Source organism: Pedobacter albus (assembly GCF_036324255.1).
GTDB lineage: Bacteria > Bacteroidota > Bacteroidia > Sphingobacteriales > Sphingobacteriaceae > Pedobacter > Pedobacter albus.
This window is the reverse complement of the sequence record NZ_JAZDQT010000002.1, coordinates 861,310-879,597: the sequence shown is the minus strand read 5'-3', so window position 1 is coordinate 879,597 and position 18,288 is coordinate 861,310. Positions and strand designations below refer to the sequence as shown.

At 43.4% G+C, this 18,288-nt stretch carries 19 protein-coding genes; 6 read left to right on the top strand and 13 right to left on the bottom strand.

The features are described from left to right. Positions 1-64: 64 nt before the first annotated feature. Genes VRU48_RS13625 through VRU48_RS13610 form a run of 4 tightly spaced genes read right to left on the bottom strand, consistent with a single transcriptional unit; the run spans position 65 to position 2,642 of the window. Positions 65-697, bottom strand: a complete 633-nt coding sequence (locus VRU48_RS13625; RefSeq protein ID WP_330108470.1) for a response regulator transcription factor — start codon at positions 695-697, stop codon at positions 65-67. A gap of 3 nt (positions 698-700) precedes the next feature. Then, positions 701-1,492, bottom strand: a complete 792-nt coding sequence (locus tag VRU48_RS13620) for a sensor histidine kinase (protein ID WP_330108469.1) — start codon at positions 1,490-1,492, stop codon at positions 701-703. Beyond that, the gene (locus VRU48_RS13615) at positions 1,450-2,121 is read right to left on the bottom strand and encodes a hypothetical protein (protein ID WP_330108468.1); all 672 of its coding nucleotides are present in this window, start codon (positions 2,119-2,121) and stop codon (positions 1,450-1,452) included. The genes VRU48_RS13620 and VRU48_RS13615 overlap by 43 nt, the downstream gene beginning before the upstream one ends. Positions 2,122-2,123: 2 nt before the next feature. Then, positions 2,124-2,642: a hypothetical protein gene (locus tag VRU48_RS13610; RefSeq protein ID WP_330108467.1), complete on the bottom strand. Its 519-nt coding sequence runs from the start codon at positions 2,640-2,642 to the stop codon at positions 2,124-2,126. A 226-nt stretch (positions 2,643-2,868) separates the two neighbouring features. Between VRU48_RS13610 and VRU48_RS13605 the strand changes: the two genes are divergently transcribed. The 3 genes from VRU48_RS13605 to VRU48_RS13595 are packed head-to-tail and all read left to right on the top strand — an operon-like array spanning position 2,869 to position 5,520. Further along, on the top strand, positions 2,869-3,168 hold the full coding sequence (locus VRU48_RS13605; protein ID WP_330108466.1) for a hypothetical protein: 300 nt from the start codon (positions 2,869-2,871) through the stop codon (positions 3,166-3,168). 2 nt (positions 3,169-3,170) lie between these two features. After that, positions 3,171-4,343: a hypothetical protein gene (locus VRU48_RS13600; RefSeq protein WP_330108465.1), complete on the top strand. Its 1,173-nt coding sequence runs from the start codon at positions 3,171-3,173 to the stop codon at positions 4,341-4,343. Between the two features lie 40 nt (positions 4,344-4,383). Then, on the top strand, positions 4,384-5,520 hold the full coding sequence (locus VRU48_RS13595) for a pYEATS domain-containing protein (RefSeq protein WP_330108464.1): 1,137 nt from the start codon (positions 4,384-4,386) through the stop codon (positions 5,518-5,520). Between the two features lie 71 nt (positions 5,521-5,591). Here VRU48_RS13595 and VRU48_RS13590 read toward each other — a convergent pair whose 3' ends face one another. Both VRU48_RS13590 and VRU48_RS13585 read right to left on the bottom strand, forming a co-directional pair. Continuing rightward, positions 5,592-7,154, bottom strand: coding sequence for a M28 family metallopeptidase (locus VRU48_RS13590; protein ID WP_330108463.1), 1,563 nt, complete (start codon positions 7,152-7,154; stop codon positions 5,592-5,594). Positions 7,155-7,320: 166 nt separating this feature from the next. After that, positions 7,321-7,575, bottom strand: coding sequence for a hypothetical protein (locus tag VRU48_RS13585; protein ID WP_330108462.1), 255 nt, complete (start codon positions 7,573-7,575; stop codon positions 7,321-7,323). Positions 7,576-7,729: 154 nt separating this feature from the next. On the opposite strand from VRU48_RS13585, the gene VRU48_RS13580 reads away from it, so the two are divergent. After that, positions 7,730-9,088 (top strand): M28 family peptidase, encoded by a 1,359-nt coding sequence (locus VRU48_RS13580; protein ID WP_330108461.1) that lies wholly within the window; start codon positions 7,730-7,732, stop codon positions 9,086-9,088. 343 nt (positions 9,089-9,431) lie between these two features. On the opposite strand, the gene VRU48_RS13575 is transcribed toward VRU48_RS13580, so the two are convergent. Genes VRU48_RS13575 through VRU48_RS13565 form a run of 3 tightly spaced genes read right to left on the bottom strand, consistent with a single transcriptional unit; the run spans position 9,432 to position 11,314 of the window. After that, positions 9,432-10,220 (bottom strand): ABC transporter permease, encoded by a 789-nt coding sequence (locus VRU48_RS13575; protein WP_330108460.1) that lies wholly within the window; start codon positions 10,218-10,220, stop codon positions 9,432-9,434. Between the two features lie 4 nt (positions 10,221-10,224). Next, a complete protein-coding gene (locus VRU48_RS13570) occupies positions 10,225-11,136 on the bottom strand; it encodes an ABC transporter ATP-binding protein (RefSeq protein WP_330108459.1) in 912 nt (303 codons plus the stop codon). A gap of 1 nt (position 11,137) precedes the next feature. Beyond that, a complete protein-coding gene (locus VRU48_RS13565; RefSeq protein WP_330108458.1) occupies positions 11,138-11,314 on the bottom strand; it encodes a hypothetical protein in 177 nt (58 codons plus the stop codon). A 308-nt stretch (positions 11,315-11,622) separates the two neighbouring features. Here VRU48_RS13565 and VRU48_RS13560 point away from each other — a divergent pair, with 308 nt between their 5' ends. Next, positions 11,623-12,657: a sensor histidine kinase gene (locus VRU48_RS13560; RefSeq protein WP_330108457.1), complete on the top strand. Its 1,035-nt coding sequence runs from the start codon at positions 11,623-11,625 to the stop codon at positions 12,655-12,657. Then, on the top strand, positions 12,654-13,406 hold the full coding sequence (locus VRU48_RS13555; RefSeq protein ID WP_330108456.1) for a LytR/AlgR family response regulator transcription factor: 753 nt from the start codon (positions 12,654-12,656) through the stop codon (positions 13,404-13,406). Before VRU48_RS13560 ends, VRU48_RS13555 begins: the two co-directional genes overlap by 4 nt. Before the next feature lie 109 nt (positions 13,407-13,515). Here the strand turns inward: VRU48_RS13555 and VRU48_RS13550 are convergent, their stop codons facing one another. The 4 genes from VRU48_RS13550 to VRU48_RS13535 all read right to left on the bottom strand — a co-directional run bounded on the left by VRU48_RS13550 (position 13,516) and on the right by VRU48_RS13535 (position 18,274). Continuing rightward, positions 13,516-14,394 carry a TraB/GumN family protein gene (locus tag VRU48_RS13550; RefSeq protein ID WP_330108455.1) on the bottom strand — a complete coding sequence of 293 codons (879 nt, stop codon included), beginning with the start codon at positions 14,392-14,394 and terminating at the stop codon, positions 13,516-13,518. Then, on the bottom strand, positions 14,391-15,134 hold the full coding sequence (locus VRU48_RS13545) for a lysophospholipid acyltransferase family protein (RefSeq protein ID WP_330108454.1): 744 nt from the start codon (positions 15,132-15,134) through the stop codon (positions 14,391-14,393). Before VRU48_RS13545 ends, VRU48_RS13550 begins: the two co-directional genes overlap by 4 nt. Before the next feature lie 6 nt (positions 15,135-15,140). Continuing rightward, a complete protein-coding gene (locus VRU48_RS13540; RefSeq protein ID WP_330108453.1) occupies positions 15,141-15,695 on the bottom strand; it encodes an NUDIX hydrolase in 555 nt (184 codons plus the stop codon). Between the two features lie 167 nt (positions 15,696-15,862). Further along, a complete protein-coding gene (locus tag VRU48_RS13535; protein WP_330108452.1) occupies positions 15,863-18,274 on the bottom strand; it encodes an outer membrane beta-barrel protein in 2,412 nt (803 codons plus the stop codon). Between the last annotated feature and the right edge of the window lie 14 nt (positions 18,275-18,288).

The window sequence follows — 18,288 nt, the reverse complement described above, 5'->3', positions numbered from 1 at the left end:
CCTTAAGAAATTTTAAGGCCTCAATAGGCAAGATAAAAGAGGTGTAAGTGGCTTGAGCAATGGGTTAAATAACAATCAGCCCATGCTTGATGCCATAAACCACCAGGCCTGTTCTCGATTTGATGTTGAGCTTGGCAAAAAGAGCTTCGCGGTAATTGTCGACGGTACGCGGACTTACATTCATTAAGCTTGCGATTTCCTTGTAGGTAAGTTCTGTGCTGCAAAACTGCAGAAAACTGAGCTCGCGGTCGGTAAAAGCCGGCTTGGGTACCTCTTGCTTTAGCGAAACCAACAGTCGACCAGAAACCAGGTCGTTGATGAAGAAGCCTTTTTCGATCATGGTTTTAATGGCCAGCAGCAAATCGCTGGGTTTCGATTCTTTTACCATGTAGCCTCCGGCACCCGCTTTGAGCATGCCAATGATTTCTTTTTCCTCGTCGAACATGCTCAGCGCCAATACATGAATGCCCGGAAAGTTTTGTTTGAGCCATTTGGTGCTTGCATAGCCATCCATTTGAGGCATGTTAATGTCCATCAGCACCAGCTGAACCTCGGGATGGGTTTTGATTTTCTCTTGCAGTTCGAGGCCGTTGGTGGCTTGAAAAACAACTTCAATTTCGTCGAATTCGGCCAATAGGCTGGCTAGTCCCGAACGGAAGAGCGTATGGTCGTCAACAATGGCAATACGTGTTTGCATAAATTAGGGATAAGGGATTTCGATGGTAATGGAGGTGCCCAGTTTTGGTTCCGAATAGATGTCTATCACACCATTGATCAGGGCTATCCGTTTTTGTAGCGAAGCCAATCCCATACCTGGACTGGCCTTTTTAATGCTTTCGTAGTCGAAGCCAATACCGTCTTCTTTTACGTTAAGATACAGTATCCCGTCGTTTAAGTTGGCTTCAACGGCAATATGTTTGGCTTGGGCGTGTTTGATGATGTTGTTGAATATTTCCTGTACAAGGCGCAGTATGATGAGGTCTTTGTTTGGCGAATTGAGGTCGAGGCCCACCAGTTGGTTGTTGAATTGGAGTTTGTAGGCCTTTGTTCTTTTCAGCCAATCGCATTCCTGTTGCAGGGCATGGCCGAGGCCCAGGGCAACAATTTGCTCGCCTTGTAAGAGTTTGGCCAGCTCGCGCAGTTCCTGAATGGATTTGTTGACCAATGAAAGCGAATCGTTGACTTTTTTTTGAGCCTTTTCCTTGGCGTTGATATCGATAGAGCCCAGTGTAAGCGTAGTGAGGCTCAGCAATTGGCCAATATTATCGTGCAGGTCGGCCGCGATGGTTTGCATGGTCTGTTCCTGCACCTCTATCTGGGTTTTGAGCAGTTCGGCATCGAATTTTTGGTTCAGGAACCGTTTTTCTTCTACATGCAGCTTCCTCCGCTGGTTGTAGATGCCCACCAAAAACACAAGACCCAGCGCAATGATAAAAAACAGAATGCTGATTAAGATGATTGCCGTAGAGAGGCTTGCGCTCTGCGCAGGCATAAGAATGATTTGATCCAACATCCGTACATGATAATATTTAGAATGGAAATAATAATCTTCCTGAGTATAACCAGATTTGTTTGGTTAGGCGCAGCAATCTTGCTAAAGAAGGCAAAGAGTCCCACTGTTGCCGCATAAAAGATAAGGCAACCGGTTACGAACCAAAAAGCAGCATCCTTAAAAATATTTTTGTAGTCTTCCTGCTGAAACAGACTATAAAAATAGATTACGCACAGCACAATTACAACACCGCTGAACAAGATATTGGTCGTAGAAAAGAAAACAAAGAAGCCTTTTTGAGCCCATTCCCATCCATAGGAGGTCAAAAGGATAAGCAGAGCACCTAGGCCAATGTTCCGAATAAAGCGAAGTTCGATGATTTTGCAGAAAATGTACAAGTGGAATATAAGGTAAACGAGTAGGAATAGGTTATACATCCACTGCGTATCTATTTTTAGCAGCAATACTCTGTTTGCAAAGAAACTATAGCTTTCGAGGGCAACGGTAAGCGCCAGATAAGGAATGAACAGTTTCCAATATTTTGGCATCACATGCCTAAGCAGCAAAATGGACGCGATGAGGCACGTCCATTCTGCTAAAAGAGAAAAGGGAAATTTGATCAAGCTCATTTTTATGGCATGTTGTTAATGTCTTGTTCTCCCGTAGGGTCGGTTACGCCGATATTATAGGGCGGGGCTATTTCAGCTTGGTCTAGGGCCTGTCCTGGTTCTACTGATTTTCTTCCTTCGGCATAGGCTACAAAGTTTTTTTTCTTTAAGATATCAAAGAAGCCTCGGTTCACTTCTGTGTTACAAAGAATGGTCGTGATTTTATTTTTGTAATCGCCCTTTATTTCTGGAGGCAATCCATCTAAGGATGTTTCTGAGACATGCCGACCCAAGTAAATTTTAAGGCCATATTTCTTGAATACTTCTTCATTTTTTACGAGGTCAGCTTCGGTAATCAGTCCATTAAGAACATTGTTGGCCACAAACAGGCTTAAAACCTCATGGATAGTAAAATGGGAATATCTAAGGGGGTCGCCATTGGTAGGGTCTTTCCGATAGCCTTTTACCATTTCTTTTACCGTGTCTCTGTCGAAGCCTTTGCCCAAAAACTTGCGCTCGCTTCCGTCTAGTTTTACAATCATGATTTTCGTTTTTTAGATGGTTTGTATAATTGATTTCGTTAGTTAAAATTCACTAATTATCAGTGGATTAGCAACCGTAAAATGTTCTGTTTTTTTACCGTAAAAATACCCTGTCAAATCAGGTGATTAGCGCTCCATATCTCCCTGTCCATCCGCTTAGCTTTGACTCATCTAAATACTCCCGGTAAGCCGAAAAGGGTTCATAGAGTAGGCAAACAGTCAAAAAATGAAAACCATCACAATCAAAGGCAGATTTCCAGAAGAGGGTAATCGTTCTCTTACGCTTTGCGTGTACTGCTCTAATGCCGAGCTGCACCCTTATGACTTTAAAAAGGTGTATAGACAAAATTTTACAGAAGTATTTTCCGATTTGGGCGATAACTCAAGGTATTATATTGACTTGGACGGTTATGTAGAGGGAGAGCTTAAAATAGAGGTTTCCGGCGAATTCAAATCGCCAAACCTTATTAAAGAAACAATGAAAGACGAAGGTTTTTCAAGAGGTTTTACCATTAGAACCAATTAGCCATGAAAAAATTGATACTCTTGGTACTTTATCTATATGCCGTGCCTCTTTTTGCACAAGAAAAAAACATGGCAGCAAGAAAAGATTCAGTCGCTACAGCTATTCAGGCCGAAGAAACGGCTAACAGTAAAGATATACTAACCAACCTTTTTAGGGCCAGCATCGACAACTTGTTAGGCGATGATCGTACTTACACTTTTAATTCATCCTTTTTGGGCATTTATCAGATTCTTAACAAAAAGCGACAGTTGCCTTATGACCAGGAACGAAGACTAAGGCAAAACTCATTCAACTTTGAGATAAAGGGCAACGACAAGAATGACATTGTTAAAATTGGCGGGGGCTTTACGTTTGCTATCCTGAACAAAAGAAATATTACTGAAACCAGTGTGGGTGTAGAGCTTCAAAAGCTGGACAATTATGTAAGCGCATTTAGTGCCTTAAAACGAGGCGTTATCGAGTATCTTGATGCTAAGGGTATAAGTGACGATGAGATGAACAAGGTAAGGGAAAGTTGGAATGAAGCCAGCAGGAATCATGATTTTTCCGACCTTGACCCCAAAATAAAAGAGGCATTAGGCAGTGAAGGTTTTGTAGCAAAATTTGTGAAAAAAGGTAGTAACACCAATGAGCAACTGCAAGAAACGCTTAAATCTATACTTGAAGGAAAGGATAACCTGAACAGCCAGTTTCAGAGCGTATCAAAAATCTATGCCCAAAAGCCACTTTGGGTAGTTTCGCCAACCGTTACCTACGACCGGGTAAACAAGCAGGGAGAATATACAATAGGCTCTACGCTAACTTTTGGACTTTGGAAACAAAGCGTCCAAAAGCCATGGGAATTTGAAATTAAAACCCAATTCAAAGTAGCCAACGATTCGACAGTGTCTTCGCCTAATTACAACGATAAGCCCTTGTCTATAGCCCTAGGACTCAACAAGGTATTGGTGCAAAACAAGGATAACGAATCAAAGCTTGAATTTAAGCTGGCCACCCAGTACAATAGGCAGTTCGGAACGGGCCCTACGTTGCAGAAAAAAGATGTTTTTACACTAAATACCACACTTAGGGTAAACCTGTATAAAACCTTGTGGTTGCCACTTACCCTAAAATACGACGTAGATAAAGGCAATTTGCTAGGCCTCTTTACGTTTACGGCCAACTTAAGCAAGTAGGCCTTGGACAAAATAATATTAACGCTTTATTCTATACGCTATGAAATTTTTAAATTGGTTGAGCAGGATTTTCGCATCGACAACTGCTACAAATCGAAAAGATGAGGCCAGGTCTATTCGGAGCGCCATCAAAAACTCCGTATTGCTTACTTTAGTCCTTACCTTGTTGCTGCTGTTAACATTGTTCCTGTTTTTCAAGGAGAATAAGGCCTTTGCCATCCTTTCTATTTTAACGGTTACGATGGCTTTTTTTATTTCGGGCTGTGTGTTGGGTTTCGTTTTTGGCATCCCCAAAAAATACCAGAACAAACAAGCCACTGTACAATTAGACAAAGAGGGCAGGCCTATTGCACCAGAAGATCCAAATTATACGGACAATAGTAGCCTAGAAGAAATTTCTGATTGGATTACCAAAATCGTCATCGGTCTGAGTATGATTCAGTTTAAAGCCATCTTAGGCATGATGCGAGATGCAGCCAATAATATCAACGAAAGTTTGCAAAAGTCCATCTGTGCCGATCAAACCTGCCATTTGAATTTTTATGTATTTAGCTATGCCTTAATTGTCTTTTATCCGATAGCCGGAGCCATTATCGGCTACCTGTGGACCAGGATAGAGTTTCCTTATATACTTAACCAAAAGGATATCGACTTAAAGGTTTTAAAAGACTTGCAGAATGAAAAGAGGAAGGCCGAAAATAGGCTCAACAAAGCCAATGAACTCAATACCGTAAAAGATGAAGACCTGCGGGCTCTTGTGCAAACATTTACGCCTGCCACCAATTCGATGATTAAGAAACGCAAGGAATTTAAGCGGTCGCAAGATTTGCCAGACGATCCGCAGAAAGGTCTTTGGGGTGGCAAATCGGAAGCAGATGGCAGAAAGGTAACAGCTGTTGTCAGAGAAACGAGCTATGATCGGAATTGGTTCAACATTAACCTAACCGTTACTTCAACCGATCCGAATAATCCATTGGTAGGTGATGTGCTGTTTCACCTTCATCCCTCTTTTATGAAAGAAATACAAAAAGTAAGGGCTTTAGATGGCGTTGCACAATGCAATATTGTTGGATGGGGTGCTTTTACAGTAGGTGTAGAATGTGATGAGGGCAAGACCAAACTGGAAATTGATTTGGCCGAACTAACGGACGCTCCAGAACTGTTTAGGAAAAGATGACGCGCTCAATCATTGCTTGGTTTTTAAACAAAAAGGGCTCCAATTGGAGCCCTTTTTGTTTATAGAATGAATTATTGACGCGGAGGCTGTGGTTTAGGCATCTCTTTACGTGGCAATTTCTCGGCACGCTCAGAAGTATGGTAAACAAACGAAGCCACAATGGTAGCCGATTTTTTCAAATCGTCTTCTACCAAACGGTCAAAAACGTCTTGGTTAGAGTGGTGGGTACGGGTGTTGTAATCCATCGGATCTTGGATAAACTGGAAGCCCGGTAAGCCCACGCCATCAAAAGCCTGGTGGTCGGTGCCGCCGGTATTGTTAATGGTGATGGTTTTGGCGCCTAAATCTTCAAAAGGCGTTAGCCAGCTTTGGAAAATATCTTTCACGGCCGCATTGCCCTGCAAATAAACGCCACGAATGGTTCCGGTTCCGTTATCTAAATTATAGTAAGCACTTAGTTTAGCATGTTCAGGTTTGGTCACCATATCGGTAGGATCGGCAAAATGCTCTTTTACATAACCTCTAGAACCGAATAAGCCTTGTTCTTCTGAGCTCCACAAAGCAATACGGATGGTACGTTTAGGTTTGAAATCGATGGCTTTTAAGATACGCATGGCCTCGATCATTACGGTTGAACCCGCGGCGTTGTCTGTAGCGCCAGTGCCCGAGTGCCAAGAATCGTAGTGGCCGCCAATCATCACCACTTCGTCTTTCAATTTAGGGTCTGTACCCGGAATTTCGCCGATTACGTTGTAGCCTTTAGGATCTTTGTCGTAGAACGAAGTTTTTACTTCGGCTTCCATCTCTACCTTTTCACCACCGCGTAGCAAACGCAAAATGTGGAGGTAATCTTCGCTGCTTACTTCCAATTCTGGCGATACCGGTTTAGCATCCAATTTGTAGGATGCGCCGTTGCTGGTAAAGAAAGTACCGTAGCTGCCACGGGCATAAGTTAATTTTAAACCGATTTTTTCGGTCAATAAAACACTATCGATTGCAGCTCTGTTAGCCATCATCCTCAGCATCATGGCTCTTTGGTTGTTGCCACCAGCTTGGCCTGGGCGACCGGTACGCGGTTCCATCGGCTTCATAATATTGTTTAAAGCTTCGTCGTTAAAGCGAACCACATCAGGTGCGTAAGAGTTCTTTAACGGTTGAATCGCAACAGACTCAATCATGATGATTTTACCTTTCAGCTTGCCTTTATATTTGGCCAAATCGGTAACGGTATCGGCCTTGATCAGGATTACTTCAGATTTGATTGGACCATTTGTCCCTGGTGTCCAAGCTTTTGGCGAAGCAATAATCGGGCGGTAAAAAGGCAAGGTCGTAGCCGCATAATATTTGTCTACTTGCCAACCCTTTCCAAATTCGCCCCAAGCCTCCAGGTGCACGTTTTTAAGGCCAATTTCGTTGAAATATTTAAGTGCCCAATCTTGCGCTCTTTTCAGGCCCGGCGAATTTGATAAACGCGGTCCGGCTACATCGGTAATATGGTAGGCAATGTCCATGGCCTTAGATTTATCCAGGCCCTCGGCTCTGATTTTTTGCACGGCTGCCGAATTTACGGGCTCTTGTGCAAAAGCAGAAAAGCAAAGGCCTAGGGCCAATGCGCTCATAGTAAAATTTTTCATCATACTGTTAGTTTAAGTTAGCAATGGTGAATTTACAGTTAAAGCGAAACACATGAGGCTACCTATTCAGATTTTTACACTTTTATAAAATCACGGATTTTTGTTTGGCTATAATGAAAAAAGGGCTTTTTAAGCCCTTTTTAGTTGTTTTGTAATAGTCTTGAACTTATTCAGGCCAAGGTCCCGGATCACCCATTACATCGCAGGCATAGTGATAGCCGCCATCATATTCGTTCGGCGGACAATAAGTCATGGCCATGTATCCACAATCACGGCCACCATCACAATCCCATTCCAGGCTGCACATGGTTTGGTCAGTACACCAGCAGTGGCTTAGTACGCCACCACTTCCTCCGCCAGGTGGAACACCACCCATCAGGTTTTTCATTTCTTTTTTTGTGAGTGTTTTAAAATTTTTCATTGTTTAAGGTTTAATTAAATTTTGGTTACCCTAATTTAATAGAAATTAGCTAATCAAAAAAAATACATTTTTAACTAAGTATCATTATTGTTGATAGATGATAACAAAGCAGAAATAATTGTAACTTCCAGTTAAGATATTAATTACGCTTATCATGATTAAAAAATATTGCAGCGCCTTACTCTTTATTGTTTTGCTTTGTTCAGGCAAGCTTCAGGCACAAAAAACAGAAAATCGCGACCCTAACATCAGCGCTATGGTGACCGAGGTTTCAGCCTCCAACTTAGAACAATTGATCAAAAAATTGGTGTCATTTCAAACCCGACATACCCTGAGTGATACCACCAGCAAAACCACAGGTATTGGCGCAGCAAGAGCATGGATTAAAAGCGAATTTGAAAAATACGGTGCTGCCAGCGGAGGCAGGCTACAGGTAAGCTACGACAGCTTTGTGCAAGCTGCAGATGGCCGAAGAATCAAAGAACCGACCGTACTTAAAAACGTGGTAGCCATTTTGCCTGGAACAGACCCGAACGATAAACGGATGCTTATGGTTTCGGGGCATTACGATTCGCGGGTAACCGATGTGATGAACATTAAGGACTTTGCTCCGGGGGCCAATGACGATGCCTCGGGTACGGCGGCCGTAATGGAAATGTGCCGGGTAATGAGCAAGCAAAAATTTAGTGCCACTTTGGTTTTTGTAGCCATGGTTGGCGAAGAGCAAGGCCTATATGGCGCTACCAATCTGGCCAAAAGAGCAAAAGAGGAGGGTTGGAATGTCCACTTGCTCATGAACAACGATATTGTTGGCAATTCTTACGGCATGGAAACCGATATTAAAGACAATAAAAGCGTAAGGGTATTTAGCGAAGGCGTATCGCCGATTGAAACCAAGGAGCAGGCTGCTACCCGCCAATCGGCAGGTACAGAAAACGATGGCAAGGCCCGTCAGGCGGCACGATACATTAAAGAAGTGGCCGAAAGGTATGTAGACCAATTAGAGGTCAAGCTGATTTATCGCAGGGACCGTTTTCTGCGCGGAGGTGATCATACACCTTTCTCGCAACAGGGTTTTACGGCTGTGCGCATTACAGAGATGAACGAAGATTTTAATCGCCAACATCAGGATGTAAGAACCGAAAACGGCTTTAAATATGGTGATTTGCCCGAATATGTAGATTACAACTACTTGCAAAAAGTAACTCGCATGAATTTGTCGGTAATGGCCAATTTGGCCTGGGCTACACAAGATCCCGAAAACGTAACGGTTCAAACCTCTGGGTTAACCAATAAAACAGCTCTCAAATGGGAGGCACCCAAAGGCAAAACGCCTGCAGGTTATTATGTGTTGATGCGAGAAACCACCAGTCCGTTTTGGGAACGCAAGTTTTTTATAAAGGAAACTTCGGCTACTTTGCCTTATTCGAAAGACAATTATTTCTTTGGTGTGCAATCATTAGACGAAGCAGGGCACGAAAGCTTGGTGATTACGCCGAGGCCTGGAAGGTAGGGTTCTTTATAAGCCACAGATTGACAGATTTAATGGTTTGAAAATCTGTTAAGCTGTAATTCCTTTTGTTGGCCTGGATGCCAACAAAAAAAGCAAGAAGGCGTTGCTATTGTTGGTGTTCTTCACCGACAATAACAGATATCTATAACCGGTTGGTGAAGAACACCAACCTGGGCAATATCTTTGTCTTATTTAATTGATGAAAATCTGTTAAACTGTGATTCTTTTAGTTGACCTAGACACCTACAAAAAAGCAAGAAGGCAACATCCATTGCCTTCTTGCTAAACTAAAAACTAAACTAAACTAAAGTCTTGATATGGCCGATGCATGCACCAGCCTATTTTATTTGATGGTTTTTCTGGCCACCATGAAATATCCTATAATAAATACCGCTACCCCGCAAATCAAACTGTTGTAAATAGCCTGGTCAAAAATGGCAATCTTATCTATCCCGCCTTTTGATTGCATAATGCTCTGTGCGGTTAGATTTGGATAGGCATAAGGGAAAAAGTCTGCATACCTCCATTTTACTCCAGATGTAATTAAGCCCATAATCATTAACAAAAAACCGATTCCGAAAGGCTTTAAAAAATCACTCCACATCAGGTTCATTAAAAACTGTAGAGAAATAATTCCAATAGTAGATAGAAATAGTTTAGTGAAAAACTTAAAGATATACTGATTAGGGTTATAGTCGCCAAACCGTAGTTCAGGCTTGATAAACTGTATGCCATGTCCTGTTGCAATGATAAACACACAGAACAGGGCCATGGTCAAGAAGGTAAGAAAAACAATGTAAAGGTACTTACTGGCATAAATCGACAGCTTCGGTAATGGCAAAGAAAAGAGGGTTTTCCAGGTATCACCTTTATATTCCATGTTGGTAATGGAATAGGTATTGTAAATAACCAACACAGGCAACAAAAACGCGCCCATTACAACAATAATGCGAGAGATATACCTGAACCAAAGGAGCATGGCTGGATTATTTGCCAATTCTTTGGCCTCTGAAATGATGCCCCAGCTCATGAGCACACAGATTAATAGGGGCAATAAAATCGCACTCCAAAAAGCCAATGTTTTTCTCGACTTATAAAATTCTGAGGATAAGGATACAAAAAATGAGCGCATGATATTAATTTTTTGAAGTGATGTCTAAGAATAAATGTTCGAGGTCTTTACGCTCTTTGGCCAAGCTGTAAACGGTTAAGCCGTTTTGTACCAGCAAGGTATTGATGTGGCCCATGTCTTCCCTGTTTTTAAAGGCTATAGCAATGCTGTGTTCATTGTGCTGTACAATTTCAACACCGTTATTGCCTAATAGTTCAATAGCTTTGGCCTGGTCGTTGGTTTCGATCTTAACAGCTACCTTGCTCAGGTCTTGAAGTTCGTTGATGGTGCCCTGAAAAAGGAGCTCGCCTTTATTGATAATGCCTACATGAGTGGCAGTTCTTTCTATTTCGGCCAATAAATGGCTCGATACCAAGATGGTTTTGTTGTGCTTGGCGGTCAATTCGATCATCAGGTTCCTGATTTCGATAATGCCGTTCGGATCTAGGCCATTGGTGGGTTCGTCGAGCAACAAAAGCTCAGGGTCTGAAACCAAGGCCAAGGCAATGCCCAGGCGTTGTTTCATGCCTAGCGAGTATTTTCCCGCCTTTTTGTTGGCCGCATCTTTAAGTCCAACCAATTGCAGCATCTCATCGCATTTGCTTTTTCTGATACCCAGCAGCAGACAACGGTTAACCAGGTTTTCCTTGCCGGTTAAGTGGCCGTAAATGGCCGGCTGCTCTACCAGGGCGCCCATGCGCTTCAGGCTGGCTATGCGGTTGCTGTTGATTTCCTTGCCAAAAATAAATACCTGATCGGCAGGCGACTTGAGCAGGTTGAGCAGGATTTTTATGGTTGTGGTCTTTCCTGCGCCATTTGGCCCCAAGAAACCATAAATGCTTCCTTTCGGAACTTGTAGCGACAAATCTTTAACTACGGTTTGTGCACCGAAGTTATAGGTTAGGCCAACTGTTTCTATAGCGTAGCTGTTTCCCATCTTATTTTACGATTGCAGTTGCCGCTTTGATGAGGTTACCTGTAGTGCCTGTAGTTTTAGCCGCAAGCTCTTCGTCTTGGCTGCTGCCCATGTTGTTGGTTGCAAAAGCCAATACCATCATCAAGAAAACTGGTACTAATAAAAGTAAGAATGGCGATACGTTTGATAACTTTTTCATGTTCGTTTTGTTTTGTTGAAACAAATAGAATAATTAAAAAAATGCTGCTAAAATGTTTTAGACCAAGTGCAAAATATTCTCGATAAACGCCTAAAAAGGCTAGTTTTGCCGGTAATTGATTATTTTAGCCTATTGGTAGAAAAAAAATGCCAGTTCGTCGAAAGTAAGGGCCCAAAACAAATGAAATAGCTACTTTGGATAGATATTAAAAGCATCAAATGGCATGAGCCTATCCTAAGCATATCGCCCAAAAACTTTAATTAGATAGGTGCAGGAGAGCTTCATAACCATTGAAAAAATATACGCTGATGAAAAATAAAAGCGCAATTATTATTAATTCCATATTCTGGTCTGGTATCATAGGCCTCACCGTACTTGGATTATACGGCAATAGGGATAAGCTTACACTTCACGAATTTCTGGTCAACCACTTGGCCTTCCTGATTATCAATATCTCGCTGTACTTTATCAATTACCTGATTTTGATACCCAGCTTTACCAAGCGCAAGCAACGGGCATGGCTTTATGTGTTTGCGGTTCTGGGGCTTTTGCTGGTAACAGTTGCCATCAAGTTTGGCCTTGCCGTCATGTATAGAGAAGAGGTGTTGCGGTTTGCCGATCATGATACCAAAAAAATAGAATACCAGTCTTACGACCATTTTATTGTTCAGGCATTGTTTACCAGTGGCTTTTATCTGGTGATGAGTTCGCTGCTTAAATTTGCCGCCGACTGGTTTTCGAGCCAACGCATACAGTCGAACTTGGAGAGCGAAAAGAAAAACATGGAGTTGCAGTTCCTCAAATCGCAGCTTAACCCACATTTTTTATTCAACTCGTTAAACAACATCTATTCGCTGGCCTATCAGAAATCAGACAAAACCGCCGATGCTATTTTAAAGCTCTCGGAAATCATGCGCTATATGATTTACGAAAGCAACGACAGCTGGGTGAGCCTTAACAAGGAGGTGGAATATGTACAGAGCTTTGTAGAACTGCAGAAGCTCAGGTTTAAAGATGGCGCGGCTGTAGAAATCAGCATTAATGGAGAGATTGACGGCCAGAAAATAGTACCGCTGATTTTGATTTCCTTTGTAGAAAATGCCTTTAAGCATGGCGTAGCCAACGATCCCGAAGATCCGATCAAGATCAATATCATTGCCAACCAAAAAATACTGCACTTTAGCGTAACCAACAAAAAGAGCAAAACCAATAAAGATGCCATGGGTGGCGTAGGCCTGAACAACGTAGAACGTAGGCTGCAATTGCTTTATCCAGAAAGGTATAAATTAAATATTGTAAATTCGGCTACCCATTACACAACCGAACTGATGCTAGACTTATGATTTTAAAATGTATTGCTGTTGACGACGAGCCTTTAGCGCTCGATATTATTGAAGATTACGTTTCGAAGGTGCCCTTTTTGCAACTGGTTAAACGTACCGAAAACGCCATCGAAGCTTTGCAACTGGTACAGGCTGGGGGCATTGATTTGGTGTTTTTGGATATTCAGATGCCTGATTTAACGGGTATCCAGTTTTTGAAGATAGCAGGCGAGAAATCTAATTTTATCCTCACAACGGCTTATTCGCAATATGCTTTGGAAAGCTACGACCTTAACGTGTCAGACTACCTGCTTAAACCCATTGCTTTCGACCGTTTTTACAAGGCGGTAGAAAAAGTACATAAAAATCTGCAACGCTCTGAAACCACGGCAGTGGCTGCACCAGAACCGGTACCTGCGCCAGCTGCAACCAATAACGGCAATGCGCCAGTACAGGATTTTATTTTTGTGAAAACAGAACATAAGATCCAAAAAATCCAACTCGACGATATCCTATACATCGAAGGGCTAAAAGACTATATTTCTATTTTTACCAGAACCGAGCGTGTAATTACGTTGCAGAACATGAAAAAAATGGAAGAAACCCTGCCCAAAGGCGAGTTTATCCGTGTGCATAAGTCTTACATCATTTCGCTGGATAAGATCGAAAGTATTGAACGCAGCCGGATTTCTATTGCCTCAAAAATTATCCCGATTGGCGATACCTACCGCGACGAATTTTTTAAACTGATTGACGGCAGGAATATCTAGCCGTGAAGTTTATAGTCGTCCATGGACCATGGTCTATTGGCCATAGTCCATGGATTATAGTCGATAGTTGATTGTTTCGATGCCGCCAACTGAAAACTGCTAACTGAAACTAATTTGTGGACAGGGGCGTAACCGTATAGCCTAGCGCTTTCAAGCCTTGGATTAAGCCATCCTTACCAATCAAATGCCCGGCACCAACGGCAATAAACAGGCTTTGGCCTTGCATGAGTGCCGGCAGTTGGGTTAGCCAATTTTGGTTTCTGTTTTTGAGGAGCTTATCCATTTCTGCCTGGGTGTAATCTTCGTTCTGACTAAACAGCTTTTCGAATTTGCCGAGGTCTTGGGCAATGTAATAATCGTAGATTTTTTGGGTTTCGGCCTTTGTTTTTTCTTCTTTGCTAATGCTTTTGAGCAAGAGCTCCTTTTGGCGTTCCAAAGTTCCTCCCAACAGTACCTCGGCTTGGTCTTCTACGGTTTCGAGGCCTAGCACTTTTTTGTTCCTGCTTTTGGCGTCATCCTGAAAATATTGGTCTATGGCAGGGTTGTCCTTGCTAAAGGTAATAGGCGAGGTAAAAGTCAGCAACATCACCTGTATGGCTGCAGGTTTCATCGAATTGAACATTTTAAGGTCGTATCCCGATACTTTTTTCAGATAGTCGGCCACCATTTTGTATTCGTCGGGGCTGAGTAGCTTATCCAGAAAGTTGTTCTTCATCAGCATATAAGGCGCCAGTTTGATAGCCATGTTGCTATCCATAATGAGTTCGCCAACCACGGCATCGGCATTGTTCAGCTTTTGGTTCAACACTTTCATGGTATCGATAAAGCTTTTGCCCGCAAAGTGGTAGGTGCCAAACAAATAAGAAGGCTTTTGTAGGCCTTTGCCCGAAATTTCCCACAATAAGGTGTTGGTTGCCTTCTTGTTTTGGGCGTTTGCGCTTAAACTGATGCTTAAAAAGCAGAGGAGGAAATATTTTACGATTTTCATGAGGCTAATTGATGAAGTTTGGTTTTGATGGCTACTTCGGCAGCCAAAGTAATATCTTCTGCCGGTTTTTCTGCCGGTTCGATAGGGGCTAGCACGGTCCATCTGATGGCCTCGGCTACGCTTAATGGAAATGATCCGTAGCGAACGATTTTCCAAGAATTTTCTATCGCTACCGGTACCAGCAAGGCATTGGGTGCTCTTTTCAGGAGGGTTGCAATGCCTCCTACGTGAAAGGTCTTTACCTTGCCATCTTTAGTGCGGGTACCTTCGGCAAAAATTACGGCCGACCAGTTGTTTTCTTTCATGCGCTTGCCCAATTTGCCGATTTCGAGTACCGACTGCTTGCCATCTTTACGGTCGATATTGGCACCGCCACCGTACTTGAGGTTGTAGGAAATAGATGGAATGCCCTTGGTCAGTTCTATTTTCGAAATGAATTTGGGATGGTACTTGCGCAAGTACCAAATCAGCCCTGGGATATCGTACATGCTTTGGTGATTGGCCACAAAAATAATGGGCCTATCGGTTGGCAGGTTTTGCTGGTTGACGAAAGTAACCGAGTTGAGCAGAAACCAATTGCAATAAGTCAAGAAAAAATTAAGGCAATCCACCGATTTTTTGTGGGCCTTGTAGCCAAATAATTTATAGCAGATCCATTGGATGGGATGGAAAATGCAAAGCAATAAACCAAAAGCAATATAAAATAGGGGTGATAAGATGTAGCCGAATAGTTTTCTCATATCAAATTAGATTTTACCCTCCTGTATCAATAACTTGGTTTTTAAAATGCCAGCCACGCTCATGCTATCGGTAATGGTTCCGTCTAAAACTAGTTGAAAAGCCTCCTCAAAAGGCAGTTTGCGAATGGCCAATTCTTCGGTTTCTTCGGGCGAAGCCATGCCCATTTGGAGGTCTTGGGCCACATAGATGATGGCCAGCTCGTCGCTTACCGAGTTCGAGAGGTGCATGCGCTGGATTTCTGTTAAACGGCCGGCGCTTAATCCAGTTTCTTCGGGCAGTTCGCGTCGGGCACCTTCTTCTGGGTGGATGTTTAGCGGACCGCCACCTTCCGGGATTTCCCAGCTATAGGCCTTGATCGGGAAACGGTACTGCCCAACCAGCCAGGTGTTGTAGGCTGCATCCAAAGGAATAATGCCGATGGCTATATTTTTAAAGTGAACCTCGCCATAAATACCTTTGCCTCCAGCAGGGTTAATAACCTGATGTTCAGTAAGCGAAATCCAGTTGTTATCATAGATTTTTTGGCTTTCCAATATTTTCCAGGGGTTATCCTTGTTCATGGTTGCAAGATACGATTTTAGTCTGTTAGTCGATAGTTTATAGTCTGAAGTCCATAGTCAGGAGTCTGTAGGCTAAGAGTTGGATGGGGGTAATTGGTAACACTTGCGAAGTTTTTAAAACTTCGCAAGTGTATTCGTTAAAATTTCGCAAGTGTGTTTCGAAAAAGTTATTGTTTTACGGGTGGTGGCGGCGGAATGGTTACCTTGTTTACCTTCACCTTGGTAAAGCGATAGTTCAAGCTGAAGCTCACGTTGCTCGAGTTGTTGGTCGAATAGCTCTGCGAAGTAAAATTAGTGCCTTGGTTAAACGAATTGTTGTTGCGGCGGCCAAAAGGGTCGCTGGTGCTGATTCGGGCGCTCAGGGTATTTTTAAAGAAAGTTTTCCTGGCCCCGAAGCTGCTGTTGATCGATCCTTTGTTGCGGCCCTGCGCATTGATATTGTTGGCGTAGTTTACGTACGACTCGAAAGCGGTTTTAAACGGCAGCTGCATCGAGAAACCTAAAGATGCCCTCAAGCTCAATCCGTCGCGGTTAAGCGAAGAGTTTAATTTAGAGCTGTAGCGGCTCTGGATGACGCTGAAATTGCCATTGGTAGAAATCTTGCTGGTAGGCCTAAAATTACCAATCAGCATCAAGGCAATAGAGTGGTTGGTGCCCACATTGTCGAATGTGCTTTCTGATACGCCGTTTGGTTTAACCATGCGGTAACGTTCGATGACGCCCCTGGCGGTTGAGTAGGAAATACGTGGCGTAAACGACCATTTTTGTCCGAAGGCACCAAAACTGAAATCCATTTGGTGGGTATAGGCCGGCGAAAGATCGGGATTGCCGTAAGAAATATTCAGCGTATCGGCATTGTTAACCTGCGGATTCAGCGTGTTTTCTCGAGGTCGGTTGATGCGTACGCTGTAGGTCGCCCCAAAATTAAAGCGCTTTTTGAAGTAATGGTTAATCGATACGTTGGGAAACAAACTCAGGTAGGGGTTGACATGGTAATTGGCCCCGGTAGAAAGGTCGAAGTTTACATCGGTGTATTCGGCTCTCAATCCACCCTTAAAGCCCCAGCCATTGAGCCGCAAATTGTAAGAAGCATAGCCCGAAAGAATATGTTCGTTATAAAAAAACTTATTGGTTAGGGCTTTATTGGTTAGGTACTGTTCGGTTTGGTAATTGAAATTCTGCACCAACAAATCGTTGTCGTTTTTGCGGTAGTTAAAGGCCATGCCCAGTTCCAACTGGTCGCGCTTTTTAAAAACCGGCTTGTCGTAGTCGAGGTTAAAATTCAGTCCTTGGTTGCTGATTTCGTTATCGTTCTGCTGCAGACTCGGGTTTAAGTTGGTTGGAAAGGCATAGGTACGGTTGTAAGAACGCAAATCGTTGTTGGCATTGGTGTTTGCGGTAATGCCCATGGTCAGTTTGCCTCCAACGGTATCGGTTTGCAGGTTGTAATCGGCATTAAAAACAAAGTTATTGCTGTTGCCATCGCCCAGGTTCTGCTGGTTGCGCAGGCGCGTAGCGATCTGGTCTTCGTTCAGGTAATAAAAATCGTTGCCCGAGCGGCTATTGCTGTTGTTGATGTTGTAGTTGGTCGAGATGCGGAGGCTTTGTTTGGGCGTAATGTCCCAGTCGAAACCCAGCCTAAAATTACCTCCATCGCTTTTGCTGCGGTTGTTGTTAAACTGGTTGTAATAAAAAGTAGTATCGGGAAAGAAATTGGTACGGTAGCTTTCGCTGTTGCCTTTGCCGATATTCTGCCGGTAGGCCGCGCTGCCATTCAGGTTGTAGTTTTTGCCACGGTAGGAGGCATTGGCATTGGTGTTGGTATTGCCCTGCAGGCCAGCGGTGATGCCTATGTTGCCGTTAAAGCCAACTTTGAAGCCTTTTTTCATCACAATGTTGAGGATGCCCTCGCCATCGCCCGAGTATTTTGAAGGCGGGTTGGTCATGACCTCTATTTTCTCGATAGCGTCAGAAGGCAATACGTTGAGCAGGTCGGTAATGTTGGAGGTCATGTAATCGGAAGGCTTGCCATCAATAAAAACACGCGTACTCCTTTTGCCTGCTATGGTTGCGTTGCCGTCGATGTCTACCTGCACCATCGGTACGTTTTTGAGGATGTCTGTTGCGGTGCTCCCCTCGGCCAGTATCGATGAGCCTACGTTATAGGTAATCACGTCTGCCCCAAACTCTATCAGGGGCTTTGGTGCGGTAATTACCACTTCGTTCAGATTGCTCTGTTCGTTGCTGAGCTTCAGGTTACCCAGGTTTTTGTCGAAATCCTTTTCGGTAATGATGATGTCGTTGACTACGAGGCTGGCAAAGCCCACATAGCTTACCCTTAGCCTGTAAGTAGCGGGCTTGAGGTTCACAAATTTGAATACGCCATTTTCATCGCTTTGGATGGTAGACAAGGGCTGTTCTGCAGCGCCCTCAAAAACGGCTACCACCGCAAAGGGAATAGGCAAGGCGCCTACCTCCTCAATTACCTTACCTCTAATCACGCCTTTCTCTGTCGCTTTGGCGCCGAAAGCCGCGATGCAACAAGCAAAAAACAAAAAGAGGGATGTCAGGATTTTCAAGGTAGGTGCTAAGC